This is a genomic window from Desulfogranum japonicum DSM 18378, from assembly GCF_000429945.1.
Lineage (GTDB): Bacteria > Desulfobacterota > Desulfobulbia > Desulfobulbales > Desulfobulbaceae > Desulfogranum > Desulfogranum japonicum.
Map to the genome: position 1 here is coordinate 45,759 of NZ_AUCV01000005.1, position 14,344 is coordinate 60,102.

Annotated in this window: 7 protein-coding genes; 5 read left to right on the forward strand and 2 right to left on the reverse strand. The window is 48.5% G+C overall.

Annotated elements, in window-relative coordinates; translation table 11 throughout:
- Positions 1-253 precede the first annotated feature (253 nt).
- From G493_RS0105795 to G493_RS0105805, 3 genes are all read left to right on the forward strand, one after another.
- The gene (locus G493_RS0105795) at positions 254-871 is read left to right on the forward strand and encodes a DUF4388 domain-containing protein (RefSeq protein WP_028579615.1); all 618 of its coding nucleotides are present in this window, start codon (positions 254-256) and stop codon (positions 869-871) included.
- Between the two features lie 342 nt (positions 872-1,213).
- Complete coding sequence (locus G493_RS0105800; protein ID WP_232363715.1) at positions 1,214-2,719, forward strand: pyridoxal phosphate-dependent decarboxylase family protein; 1,506 nt, start codon at positions 1,214-1,216, stop codon at positions 2,717-2,719.
- 213 nt (positions 2,720-2,932) lie between these two features.
- Positions 2,933-3,652 (forward strand): helix-turn-helix domain-containing protein, encoded by a 720-nt coding sequence (locus G493_RS0105805; protein ID WP_028579617.1) that lies wholly within the window; start codon positions 2,933-2,935, stop codon positions 3,650-3,652.
- A gap of 82 nt (positions 3,653-3,734) precedes the next feature.
- On the opposite strand, the gene G493_RS0105810 is transcribed toward G493_RS0105805, so the two are convergent.
- Together G493_RS0105810 and gltB are read right to left on the reverse strand one after the other, a co-directional pair.
- The gene (locus G493_RS0105810; protein ID WP_028579618.1) at positions 3,735-5,156 is read right to left on the reverse strand and encodes an FAD-dependent oxidoreductase; all 1,422 of its coding nucleotides are present in this window, start codon (positions 5,154-5,156) and stop codon (positions 3,735-3,737) included.
- Between the two features lie 67 nt (positions 5,157-5,223).
- On the reverse strand, positions 5,224-9,675 hold the full coding sequence (gene gltB, locus G493_RS0105815) for a glutamate synthase large subunit (RefSeq protein ID WP_028579619.1): 4,452 nt from the start codon (positions 9,673-9,675) through the stop codon (positions 5,224-5,226).
- Between the two features lie 291 nt (positions 9,676-9,966).
- Here gltB and G493_RS0105820 point away from each other — a divergent pair, with 291 nt between their 5' ends.
- Together G493_RS0105820 and G493_RS31850 are read left to right on the forward strand one after the other, a co-directional pair.
- Positions 9,967-11,265, forward strand: a complete 1,299-nt coding sequence (locus G493_RS0105820) for a CBS domain-containing protein (RefSeq protein ID WP_028579620.1) — start codon at positions 9,967-9,969, stop codon at positions 11,263-11,265.
- Positions 11,266-11,444: 179 nt separating this feature from the next.
- The gene (locus tag G493_RS31850) at positions 11,445-14,288 is read left to right on the forward strand and encodes a response regulator (RefSeq protein WP_051309048.1); all 2,844 of its coding nucleotides are present in this window, start codon (positions 11,445-11,447) and stop codon (positions 14,286-14,288) included.
- Positions 14,289-14,344: the final 56 nt, after the last annotated feature.

Here is a 14,344-nt window from a genome sequence, read left to right on the forward strand (position 1 = left end):
GATGTTCTCCTTACAAGCGTATGCTCATTGGATATTTTTATTCATCGATCCGCTTTTGTAGCATATTTTTATAATTTTCTCTGCGAAAATGCATCTTGCTTTTCTAAAATCTGTCAGAATTTTTCCTGAAAATCAGGCAGGGATCAGTTCGTGCGATAAGCTGATTTTCTTTGTGGCACAAGGGTTTCTGGAGTAAAAATGGCTTGACTTTTTTTCTGTGAGTGGGAAACTGAACCTAAGAGTATGCCTTTATATGACCCTTTACCGACAGCTACCCATGAAGACTGTACTGCAAAGTTTCTTTGGTGGTAATCATAACACCATAATTGAACCGCTTGAAATGAGTATGGATGTCAAAAGAGAGGCAATGTGTAACTGCGTTTTACCCGCTCTGCGTGGAGATATTGCAGCCATTGGCCTGGAAGATGTCTTTCAACTTTTCAATTTTGCCGGTCTTACCGGTGAACTTGAAGTGCAGGGTGTCAGCAATAATGGCTTTTTCTTTTTTGAGAAGGGAGCCTTGATATTTGGCGCACTGGACAACAAACAGACCAAAATTGGTGAGCTCTTTCTCGCCAGTGGCCGTATCACTGAAGAACAGCTGAACGAATGCCTGGCTATTCAAAAACAGAATGGTAATACTCAGAGACTTGGTCAGATACTCATTGCAAAAGGGTATATTGGTCGCAATAATCTGACCGCAAGCCTCAGTCGTCAAATGCGTGAAGCATTTTTTGATGTTCTCACCTGGAGCGAAGGCGTGTTCTCTTTTTATCTGGATCATGCTCCAGGAAAAGATGAGCAGCGACTTCATGAGCGTGTTGACGCACTTTTACTTCAGGGTGCGATGCACATTGATCACTCCCAGTGATGAGCATGCCAGCCTTGGGCTGGTGTAATAGTCACTACCTCGACAGTTCAAGTCTCATGGATCTTCAGCGATAGACGTTGGTTTGTTTTGTCCTGTGGGGCTGTTCGATTGTCTGCTGGTCCTCCCGTCCACCTGCCATCTATGGTTTTTCATTGTCTACACTCCATGATTTCTCAGCCGGTGAGTATATCAATATCACCCGTGAGTATTGTTTTTTTTAAAAGTCGAGAGAAATGCCAGATACTCTGTAGGCATAGTTGCTAAAATAGGGTATGTATCCAAGCAGTTTCCTGGCTGCGTGGTTCCATGTTGTTTGCATGGCCCCAGTGTCAGGAAGATGCAATGAACCGGATTCCCCAAAACACCGGAGTGTTATGGGCGATTTCGGAGAGTGGTGTGTTATGGGGGGGTGGAGTACAAGGCATGGAACAGGAAAAAGTATTTGAACGTTTATTTAAACTGATTGAGCAGCATCACTGTCAACAGACGCAAGGTACGTTTGTTGAGTATCATGAACCTCAGGAACTGCGTGAATTATTGCAGCTTGAGAAAAAAGACAGCCAGGAGGATCTGGACCAGCTTTTCCATTGGGTGGAAAAGTACCTGAAATATGCTGTGAAGACCGGGCATCCCGGCTATTTAAACCGTATGTGGGCCGGGGCCAATCTGCCATCCATGGTGGGAGAGATGGTCACTGCGATATCCAACACCTCTGCGTGTACCTATGAAACAGCACCGGTTTCCACTTTGATGGAGCAGTATATGTTCCAGGAGATGTTGAATCTGGTAGGTTTTAAGAATGGTGTCGGCCAGATGACCACCGGATCGAGCAATGCCAACATGATTGCCATGATGGCTGCACGCAATACACACAGTACGTGTACCAAAACACAGGGATTGTTCGGGCAAGCCCCTCTGTGTGCATTTGTCAATGAGGATGCCCATTACTCCATGGATAGAGCGGCATCTATCCTGGGTATTGGCACTGATTATCTGATTAAAGTGGCCATAGACGATCACGGTCGGATGATACCGGATGCCCTGGAGCAGGCCATTGAAAACGCGAAACAGAGAGGATGTGTGCCTTTTTTTGTGGCAGCCACTGCCGGTACCACGGTACGGGGAGCGTATGATCCCATCGGTGCGCTCCTGGACTTGCGAGACAGACATGGATTCTGGTTGCATGTAGATGGGGCCTGGGGAGGTGCAGCCGTGCTCAGTGAGCGCTTACGGCTGAAATATCTGCCGCGTTTGGAAGAGAGCGATTCCTTTACCCTGGATTTTCATAAGATGCTTGGTTCGTCGTTGATGTGCAACGTACTGCTCTTCAACGGACGGTCTGGTATATTGCGCAAGATCTGCAGTGCTGGGGATGAAAGTTACATTTTTCGGGAAGGCGATAATGGTGAGACCAGGGATTTGGGAACACTTTCACTGCAATGCGGTAGAAAAGTGGATGCCCTGAAATGGTTTCTTGACTGGAAATTTTACGGCCAACAGGGACTGGCTGCCCGTGTTGAGAAGTATTACGAGTTATGCCGATACGCTGAAGAACGAATTCTGGCCAATCCCAATTTGGAGATGGTTGTCCCGCGCGAATCATTTAATCTTTGTTTTCGTTATATTCCTCCCGTGGGTTCTTCTAAGGACGAGTTTACCATTGCTTTACGTTCGCAATTGCAGAAAACCGAGAGAGCTCTGGTTGGGACCGGATATGTAAAGGGGCAGGTTGTCATGCGTCTGCTTATAACTAATACAAATGTCGATAAGGACGCCATTGATCGATTTTTAAGCAATGTTGTTTTGTCGGGGAAAGAACTTTGCCGGCAATACGAACAGGCCTGCTAACTCATGTCTGTCCATAGATGGACTTCTCGGAGCTTTTTCTTACCTGGTCTTGCAACGAGAATTCTTATTTATGGACAGACAATGACTCTATGCTGCTGGTGGAGGTACTGTTTGGTAGTTAAGGAGCTGAACAGGCTTGCTCTCTACCGGCTTTTACGGTTTACTGCAGTAAAGGTATGGATTGTGTTTTGAACGAAGAGACAGAGGTAGTCGATGAGTGAGACTGAATATCAGGTATCGCAGAAAGAGGCAGCCGAATATCTTAATGTATCCACTAAAACCATCAGCAGGTATCGTAAAAAAGGGCTGCCTTACAGGATGATTCTCAATCCTGTTACAGGAAAGCAGGAAGTGCGTTTTAAAAGTCAAGACCTTGAACGTTGGCATCAGGGGCGTGAACTGCTCTCGACTTACGGGCAGGATGGAGAAAGCTTGAACAGAAAAGGCGAGTCACTGGGTACCCGCGCGAAGGGCGGAACAGGTGGACAAAGACAGGTTGAACAAAACAGCTACCTGGATGAGTTGCTTGAAGTGTACAAGGAACAGGTTCAACTGTTGCGGGAACAACTGGAAGATATGCGTGCACAGCTTGCCAGAAGGGATCGTCAGATAGAAGATCTGATGCGTTTCATGGTAGGCTTTCAACTGGAATATAAGCCCTCGGCACCAGAAGATGAACGGCAACAGGACCAGTTGAAGGGAGCTGTTCAGGAGCTTTCTGCAGCGCCTTCCAAAAAAGTTTTCAGGCGTGAAGAGTTGTCACAATCAGTGCTGCGCTTACGGAAAAAAGGCAAAAGCTATGCAGAAATTGCCCGGGGACTTAACCAGATCAATGCTGCAACCCTGTCCGGCAAGGATGAATGGAGCCCGGCAGAGGTGCAATCTCTGCTGCCACCCCTGGTGGAAGATGAGCAGGGTGTGATTGAACTGTAGAGAGATATATGAGGCGGTAAATCTGCAGGTAGAGCATATTTGTGAACAAGAATAGTGCGGTGCGCATATTGCGCACACCCCATCATTCTACCTGCAGGTATCCTAAAATTCCCTTGGCCGCCTGCCTGCCTTCCCATATTGCTGTAACGACCAGGTCCGACCCTCTCACCATATCTCCGCCGGCAAATACCTTTGCGTTACTGGTCTGCATGGGGTATTCGTTTGTTTCCCTGGCAATAACTCCTCCCCACTCATGCAGGTCGATATTATGTTCTTTTATCCATGTTGGCGGGCTCGGTCTGAAACCAAAAGCAATGATCACCAGGTCAGCAGGCAGTTCTTCTTTGCTGTCCGGTAAAATGATCGGTCTTCTGCGTCCACTTTCATCCGCTTCTCCGAGTTCCGTTGTTACCAGTTCTATGCCCTTTACCCTGCCTTCTCCTGTCACTGCGCTGGGTTGTCGATTGAACAGGAAGGTAACGCCTTCTTCCTGGGCATTGATGACTTCCCGTTTTGATCCCGGCATATTTTCCTGATCGCGACGATAGGCACATGTTACGCTTTGTGCGCCCTGACGAATGGCTGTCCGGCAGCAATCCATGGCTGTATCGCCACCTCCAAGAACAATAACCCGCTTACCTGCCGCATCAATGTATTCGCTGTCAGCCACTTCATATCCACGGTGATGACAAACATTGCCAATCAGGTAGGGAAGGGCGTCATGAACCCCTGTAAGGTTTTCACCCGGAAAGTGGCCTTTCATGAACTGGTAGGTACCCATGCCCAAAAACACAGCATCATATTTTTTCAGCAGGTGGGCAAAAGGAATATCCTTGCCTACTTCCGTGTTAAGGCTAAAGGTAATTCCCATGGCTGTGAATATTTTTCTGCGTCGTTGCAGGATGGTTTTCTCCAATTTAAACTCGGGAATTCCAAATGTCAGGAGGCCACCAATTTCGGGATAGCGGTCAAAAACCGTGGCATGCACCCCATTCCGGGCAAGGACGTCCGCACAGCCAAGTCCTGCAGGGCCTGCGCCAATTACAGCCACTCGTTTGTCGGTCCATTTGACCTGGGAAAGATCAGGACGCCAGCCTGCTTTGAATGCTTTTTCTGTTATGTATTTTTCAACATTTCCTATGGTCACGGCACCAAAGCCGTCGTTGAGGGTACAGGCCTCTTCACACAGGCGATCCTGCGGACAGACTCTGCCGCACACTTCGGGCAATGAGTTGGTTTGATGACAGAGCTCGACAGCCTCTTTCAGATTGCCATCACTTAGCAGCTTGAGCCAGTTGGGTATGTAGTTGTGTACCGGGCATTTCCACTCACAATATGGATTGCCGCATTCAATACATCGATGGGCCTGATGCTGGACGGCTGATAGATTTTCAGATTCGTAAATTTCACGAAATGCTGTTTTTCTGGTTATAATACTCACCTTGGGAGGCAGCTTACGTTCAACATCAAGAAACTGAAAAGCATTGTGTAATCGATTTGACATAGGTAATCACCTGGGTAACCATTATACGGGGACTCACCATGGAAATATATATACTGGCAAGAGGTGGTTATTCGCCACGTTGTCGTAGTCGGTTTAAAAGGTCGGCAAATTCAGCGGCCTTTGGCTTGACCATCCAGAAGTTGCCTATATAATCAACAAAATCGTCCAGCAGGTGCCAGGCCCAATCACTGTTTGTTTCCCTGGCAAATTTTTCAATCACCTGGTGCAGGTGATGCCGGTACTCCTCCATATATCCGGAATGGATACGTTGAATTTCAACCAGTTCATGGTTGTATTTATCCACAAAGGTGTTGTCCATATCCAATACATAGGCAAAGCCGCCCGTCATTCCAGCCCCGAAGTTAACCCCGGTTTTTCCCAGTACCGCGACCATACCTCCGGTCATATATTCACAGCAGTGATCTCCGGCACCTTCAATAACAGCCATAGCACCGGAATTTCGTACTGCAAAACGTTCTCCGGCTATCCCGGCACCATAGAGTGTGCCACCCGTGGCACCGTAGAGGCATGTGTTACCCATGATACTGGTTTCACATGTTTTAAAGGCAGATCCGGCTGGAGGAGATATGACCAGTTTGCCGCCAGCCATTCCCTTGCCAACATAATCATTGGCATCCCCATGTAAATACATTTCCAATCCTCCGGCATTCCAGACTCCAAAGCTCTGGCCGGCAACACCTGTAAGCAGAACCTTGACCGGGGTGTCCGTCATGCCCTGATTGCCGTGTCTTTTTGCTATTGCACCGCTGATTTTGGCACCGATGGAGCGGTCGCGATTGGTCACCTCATAGATGAACGTGCCACCGGATTTTTTTTCTATACTCGGCAACATGTCTTTGAGCATGGTTTCCGCAAGGATACCCTTGTCAAAGGGTTGGTTCTGTCGGACCGTACAATGGCGGGGCTTATCTGACAGCGATGAGTCCCTGTAAATGATGGGCGAAAGGTCAAGCCGCTGCTGCCTGCCGGTTTCACCTTGACTTGGCACAAGCAGGTCTGCGCGGCCAATGAGTTCTTCAAATGTTCCTATTCCCAGGGCAGCCATCCACTGCCTGGTTTCCTGGGCAACAAACCGGAAATAGTTCATGGCCTTTTCCACCGTGCCCTTGTAATGACGATCTCGAAGGTCGGAACGTTGCGTGGCCACACCGGTGGCACAGTTGTTGAGATGGCAGATCCGTAGATATTTACATCCAAGGGCGATCATGGGTGCTGTGCCGAAGCCAAAACTTTCAGCTCCAAGCAGAGCAGCCTTGATGACATCAAGCCCGGTTTTGAGTCCGCCGTCTGTTTGCAACCGCACTTTGCCACGCAGGCCATTGACCTGCAAGGCCTGATGTGCTTCACTCAAACCCAGTTCCCAGGGAGAACCTGCATAGTGGATGGATGAGAGTGGGCTTGCGGCAGTACCTCCGTCATATCCTGAAATGGTGATCAGGTCCGCATAGGCTTTTGCCACCCCAGCTGCAATGGTGCCGACACCAGGTCTTGAGACGAGTTTCACTGAAACCAGAGCATCCGGATTAATCTGTTTCAGATCAAAAATAAGCTGGGCAAGATCTTCTATGGAGTAGATGTCGTGGTGGGGTGGAGGGGAAATAAGGGTCACACCAGGAGTGGAATAGCGCAGTTCGGCAATGAGATCGTTGACCTTACCGCCAGGGAGCTGTCCACCTTCACCAGGCTTTGCTCCCTGGGCAATCTTAATCTGCATAACTTCGGCATTAACCAGGTAATGGGGGGTAACACCAAAACGGCCAGAAGCGATCTGCTTGATTTTGGAGTTTCTGTTCGTACCGTAACGTTCAGGGTCTTCACCTCCTTCGCCGCTGTTGGAGCGTCCCCCCAAGGTATTCATGGCCATGGCAAGCGCCTCATGTGCCTCTGGTGAGAGGGCTCCAAGGGACATGGCCGCAGAATCAAAGCGTTTTACGATTTCGCTGATCGGTTCTACCTCATCAAGGGGGATTGGCTCCAGCCCTGTCTTCAGTTGCAACATATCTCTGAGGGTGGCATGCTGCCTGGAATTGATCAGATCTGCACATTTTTGCCAATGCTCGTATTCTCCGGAATTGACAGCAAATTGCAGGGCATGGACAACGTCAGGATTGAAGGCGTGAAATTCCTGGCCATGCATGTATTTTAAAATACCGCCCGGACGAATGGCTTGTTGCGGCTTGTGAAATGCATCCCTGGCAAGAATCTTTTGATCTGCTTCAAGGTCGGAAAAATCAGCCCCCTGTATGCGACTTGGGGTTCCCTGGAAACAACGATCAACCACCTCCCGATGCAGGCCGATAATTTCAAAAAGCTGCGCACCTCTGTAGGAGGCAATGGTGGAGATGCCCATCTTGGAAAGAATTTTCAGCAGTCCTTTGTTGAGGCCTTTACGATAATTCTTAAACGCCTGGTCAACTGTTACCACCAGCCTTCCTTGATCATGCAGATGATTAAAGATTGAATAGCTCAGGTATGGAAATACGGCTGTTGCACCGTAGCCTATCAGACAGGCAATATGATGGGCATCCCTGGCCGTGGCTGTTTCCACAATGATATTGGCGTCACAGCGAATGCCTTGCAGGCACAACTGTCTATGCACTATTCCCGTGGCAAGCAGGGCATGTATGGGGAGGAGATCCGGCTCCACATAGTCATCGGAGAGAACCAGGAGTACCGCACCTGCCCGAACTGCATCACAGGCTTTTTGGGCAAGGTTGTCCAGCGCCTGCTGCAGGTTTTCTTTTTCCGGATTGTAATAGAGTTTACAGCGATGAACAGGGTATCCCCAACGGTCAAGATTGACCAGGGCCTTGAAGCGGCCAATGGACAATACCGGCGAGGAGAGACGCACACGGGCGGCGTGATTTTCTGTTTCTTCGTAGATGGAAAGTTCCGGCCCCACACAGGTCTCCAACGACATGACAATGGCTTCCCGCAGAGGGTCGATAGGAGGGTTGGTAACCTGGGCAAACTGTTGGCGAAAGAAATCGTACAACGGACGCTGTGTTCTGGAGAGCACCGCCATGGGGGTATCGTCGCCCATGGATCCTGTGGCCTCCTGGGCAGTTTCTGCCAGAGGGCACAAGAGCTGATCGCACTCTTCAAAAGTGACCTGAAACAGTTTCATCAATGCCTTGAGTTCCGTGTCAGGCAGTTTACGTTCCACATCTTCTTTTTCCAGAGAGGCTTCAATACGCAGGGTATTATTTTTCAACCATCGTTTGTAAGGGTGACGTTGTTTCAGTTGTTCGTCAATTTCCCTGGAATGACGAATGGTGCCGGTGGCTGTATCCACTGACAGAATTTTTCCCGGTCCCAGTCGACCTTTGGCCAGGATGTCTTCCGGGGCATGATGGGTTACCCCCACTTCAGAAGCCACAGTGATGATATTATCTTTTGTCAGTACCCACCTGGAAGGGCGTAATCCGTTCCGATCCAGGGCGCATACGGCATATCGGCCATCGGTGATAACCAGACCGGCTGGTCCGTCCCAAGGCTCTATGTGCATGGAGTTGTATTCAAAAAAGGCGCGAAGATCAGCGTCCATATGTTCCACATTCTGCCAAGAAGGAGGCACAAGCACCCGAATTGCCCTGTGCAGTTCCATGCCCCCGGTAATAAGGATCTCCAGCATATTATCCAGGCTTGATGAGTCTGATCCATGGAGGTTGATCAGGGGAGGAACTTTATCCAGATCAGGTAACAGGGGGCTGATGAATTTTGGGGTGCGAGCCAGGGCCCAGTTGCGGTTACCGGTGATGGTATTGATTTCGCCATTATGCGCCAGGAGGCGGAATGGCTGTGCCAGCTGCCATTGGGGCATGGTATTGGTGGAAAATCGTTGATGAAAGACACAGATTGCCGTTTCCAGGTTCCTGTCAGCCAGGTCCGGATAAAAGATAGACAAGTCTGCCGGCATCATGAGACCTTTGTAGGAAAGCACTTCGGTGCTGAGACTGGCGATATAAAAATCCCGGTCTTCTGCAAGTTCTCTTTCCGCCATTCTTCGCGCCATGAACAGTTTTGCTGCAAACTCCTGTTTATCCAGGGCGCAACCGTTTACAAACAGGTGAACGAAAGATGGCATGGATTCCAGGGCAATCGGTCCAAGGCACTTGGTATCTGTAGGGATTTCACGCCAACCGGCAATCTGCAGGCCCTGTTTCTCCAGGGACGCGGTCAGGATTTTGCGGCAATGCTCAGCTTGTTTTTTGTCCCGGTTGAGCATGATGGAACCTACCGCATAGAGGTCACTGAGCGGGGTTGAGCAACATTTTTCAGCTACTTTGCGTAAAAAGAGATCTGGTTTTTGGATTAAAAGCCCACAGCCATCACCTGTTCGGCCATCTGCGGCAATACCACCCCTGTGGGTCATGCTCGTGAGTGCTTCGATTGCTGTTGCCAGTAACGTATGACTGGCTTCACCGTTCACATGGGCAACCAGTCCGAAACCGCAGTTGTCTTTGTAGTCGCTGTTGTTGTACAAACCTTTTGATATAGTGTGTGAAAGTGGATGCTCTGTCATAAGGGACTCACCGTGGGTAATGGTGTTGGTTATTTGAGGGGGAGTCTGCCAGCCGGTATACTTCGCAACTTTTGGATAGTTGCTGTTTTTCCGCAACCCTCAGGACACCGCATTTTTAAAGACAGGATTTTATTGGCCAGCGTATATATCCAGTGTAGACTATGTGCAGTACTTGAACCCGAACATCTGGACATCTGAATGCAACTGGTATTCCCTTAGCGCTGTCCTTTTCTATCTATAACCGATACTTTGTTATTTACGGTAATGCAAATTGTAACAACCCATAAAAATACTGATTTTGATGCTCTGGCCTCCATCCTGGCAGCCACTGTGTATTATCCGCAATGTGTAGCTGTTTGCCCTAAAAGCGTGAATCCCAACGTTAAACGTTTTCTCGCCTTGCATAAAACTGCTTTTAATATCGTGCTTCCCAATGAAATCGAATCGGAGGATGTTGAGAGTCTTGTGGTGGTGGATACCAATACCTGGCATAGGCTTGATCGGATGGAAGCGTTACAACAAAAGGAGGACCTTGAGATCCAGATATGGGATCACCATATGGGCATAGGGGATATCAATGCCTCCTGGCAGCGCGTGGAGAAGGTGGGTGCCACCATCACCCTGTTTGTGGAGGAATTCATTGCAAAAAACATCGAGTTGACCCCGTTGCAGGCAACAGTGTTTTTGATTGGCCTTTATGAAGATACAGGCCAGCTGACCTTCAGCTCCACGACCCCAAGGGATGCCCATGCTGCTGCATTTCTATTGGAACAGGGAGCAGACTTGACCATTGCCGTGGAATTTTTGAATATGGCTTATGGAGAGACACAGAAGAAAATTCTTTTTCGTCTCATGCGTGATGCAGAAGTAATAGATATTCATGGTCACAGTGTTGGTATGGGAGTTGTGCGCGTTGACAAACGCGCCGAATTGGCCATGGTTGTGCAACATTATAGTAAAATTGTAAATGCTGACGCTGTTTTTGTTATATTTGTCAATAATGATGGGGGGCAGTTTGTCATTGGCCGGAGTGCTGTACCGGAAATTAATGTGGCAAGAGTGGTAGAGCTTTTTGGGGGAGGAGGGCATCCTGGAGCAGGTTCTGCTGTTATCCGGGATGAAAGAAAAGCTCCCGGGACAGTCCGGCAAGAGATCATCTGTGCTCTGGAAAATAACCAGGGCGGAGAAGCATTGGTTGCAGATATGATGTCTTTTCCTGTAACCACGGTTACGGAAGATACACCAATGCACGAGGTTCGCACGCTCATGGAAAAGGAAAAGATACGTGGTGTGATCGTTTCCGGCGGTAAAGGTATCCTGGGCATAGTTGTATTATGGGATTTTAAAAAATTAAAGAGCGACCGCCAGTGGAACAGCCCTGTGAAAGCTTTTATGACCAGAAATGTTACCTCCATCGCTCCCGACGTCATGGCAAGCGAAGCCGCGGAACTCATGGTGAAGAAAAATATTGGGCATCTGCCTGTTCTTCAGGATGATGAGGTTATAGGTATTGTTACCCGTACAGATATTATTAATTATCTGTACGGGATGCTTCCAGAATAATTTTAAAAGGCTCATAGCAAAACAGTGATTTTAACTGGTTCTTTTTTTTATGAGTGCTATCCTGTTATTGTAGGTATATGGTCATTATCTGTTTCAATTCACCAGAAAAGGAGTACAGGGCAAGGGGTGATATGTAACGCTTTTTTTCCATTTCATCAGATAGGATTTATTTGGCAGCCATGAAAAAGTGGTTCCGACAACTTTCTATACAGGGAAAACTGCATATTATCATTTTGGGCTCTTGCCTGGTTGCTCTTTTGTTCACAGCTATTGTCTTTCTTGCTGGTCAGCGATACCTGCTGCGCAGGCAATTTACAGAAGAGCTTATGACGCTGTCCGGGGTTATAAGTGAAAACTGCCAGGCAGGAGTAGCTTTCAAGGATACTGCTTCGCTGCAGGGAATTCTACGTTCACTGGTTGCCAAACCTTCTATCCTTCAAGGGCAGGTCTATTCCAAAAATAAAGTTCTGCTTGCCAGTTATGAGCGGAGTGGAACCCAAGGCAAGATCATCGCGGAAAACGATACAGAAGAAGCCAGCTTTGCCATGGGCGTACACTTTCATTCTGATCATGTCTCTGTGGGTAAAACCATTGAACTGGAAGATGAACCCATCGGTTTTCTTTATCTCCGTGCCGGTCTCGATAATCTTAATAAAAGTCAGGTGTTAATTATTCTGCTCATGGGGATGGGGTTAGCCATAGGTATGGGGATGGCCATGCTGCTGTCATCCGGCCTGTTGCGCGTTATAGTTGAGCCTATCCTGAGCCTGCTTGCCACCATGCAGAAGGTCAGCAAGGAAAAATCCTACGCAGCGAGGACACCCATTATCAATGATGATGAGTTAGGTGCCTTGGCAAGCGGCTTCAATAAGATGATTGAGCAGATACAGCAGCGGGATGAACATCTGGAAGAGCAGGTGAACGAGAGAACCAAGGATTTGCTTGCCGCCAAGGAAATGGCAGAGGAAGCGAACCGCGCTAAAAGCACGTTTCTCGCCAATATGAGTCACGAAATACGCACCCCGATGAACGCCATTATCGGTATGACCCACCTTGCGTTGGAAGACGAGCCGCCGGCACGCCAGAAAAAAATTCTGCAAACTGTGAAAACATCGGCAGATAGCCTACTGGGTATACTCAACGATATTCTGGATTTTTCCAAGATTGAAGCAGGGCAAATGCAACTGAGCTATAAGCCTTTCAAGCTGGAAGAAGTTCTGAAATCCGTTGTTTCCACCATGGAAATGTCTGCCTTGGAAAAGGGGCTTGACCTCAGTTATGTGAAAGATGACAACATGGCTGATGTCTATTTGGGTGATGATCTCAGGTTGACCCAGATTTTATTGAATCTGGTGGGTAATGCTGTCAAATTTACCCATAGCGGTATGGTGCGGATAAAAGTGAATAAAGCTGCAGTGTTGCAGAAAAGCGGGCAATTTGTCCTGCATTTTGCTGTTGAAGACAGCGGGATCGGCATTGCAGAAGATAAGCTGGATATTATCTTCAACACCTTTGAACAGGCAGACAAGTCCTATGTGCGCCGCTTCGGTGGAACCGGCCTGGGGCTGACTATCAGCCGACAGTTGGCGGAAATGATGGGGGGGCGGATATGGGTTGAAAGTCAGCCTGATCAGGGGAGCACATTTCACTTTACTGTTTGCCTGGAAGAGGGCGGTGATTCGCAGCTCTCCGAGGAAGCAAGTTTTTCATACACCGGTCAGGCTAAAGTGAGTGGTCTGCATATTCTGGTTGTTGATGATAATGAGGCCAACCGTGAACTTGCCCAAATGGTTTTGGAGAAGGATAATACTGTGGAGGTGGCGGCCAATGGACTGGAAGCTGTAGAAAAGTTGAGCCATGATAATTACGATGTGGTGGTTATGGATGTGCAGATGCCTATTATGGACGGCTTGGCCACCACCAGATTGATCAGGGCGGTGGAAGAAGGAAAAATACCCAAGGGTTCCATTGAACCTGAATTGCTTGTCCATCTGCAGGAAAGGCTGCAGGGACGGCACACATTGGTTATCGCAATGACCGCCCATGCCATGAGCGGTGATATGGAGATGTGCTTGGAAGCAGGCATGGATGATTATGTGACCAAGCCATTTCATCCCGATCAGCTTTTCAGCGCTTTTACGATCCATACCGGAGGATATGCCTCGCAAACGTCCAGAAACAGACAGCATCAGGCTCTTTCCGAAGGCGGTTCACTCCGTCCTGGTCAAATCTGCTTGGAAGACATGCGTAGTTTTTTGCAGCAGAGCAATGCGTTTTCCCTCCAGCAGGCCAACACTATCCTGGATACTTTTATTCGCAACATGCAAACGAAAGTAACCCAGGCAGAGCAGGATTTGTCAGAGAAAGACTATAAGCAGCTTGGTGAAACAGCACATGCCCTGAAAGGAATGCTTCTGCAGTGTGGAATATTTGATTGGGCGGAAAGAGCGCAGCTCCTTTGCCGAAAGGCCAGGGGAGGCTATGTCGAGGATTCCTATGAAGAATTGGTTACAACAATTAAAAATGCTCTCCAGCCCTGTATTTCCGCCCATGGCACCATGAAGGGTGAGGGCAGTACAAAAGGGGAAAACAACGAAGAGTCGGACCCTTTACCTCTACAGTCTGGCGAGCCGCACAGTGAGTTGCGCAAACCCTGTGTACTGGTGATGGATGATGATGAAGGCGTTCGCAGAGTGGCAGCAAGGATGCTGACATCCCTTGGCTGTGAAGTCAGTGTCGCAGAACATGGAAAAATGGCTGTTGCCATGTTTCAGAAGGCCATGGAACAAGGAAGACCCTACAAGCTGGTCATCGTAGACGCCCGTGTCCCCAAGGGGCTAGGAGGGAGGGAAACTGCTGAGAAGATTCTCAGCCTTGATGCAGGAGCAAATATAATTATCTGCAGTGGGGATAATTTTGATCCGGATATGCAAAGTTATCTGGAATTCGGCTGCGTGGATGCCATGGAAAAACCATATAGCATAAAAGAGTTGAAAAAGTATCTGGCCCGGCACCTGCCTTGATTTTTCATGCCCATGGCCTTTGGCATAGTCGTTAATTTTCTTTTGTGTAGTTCCTT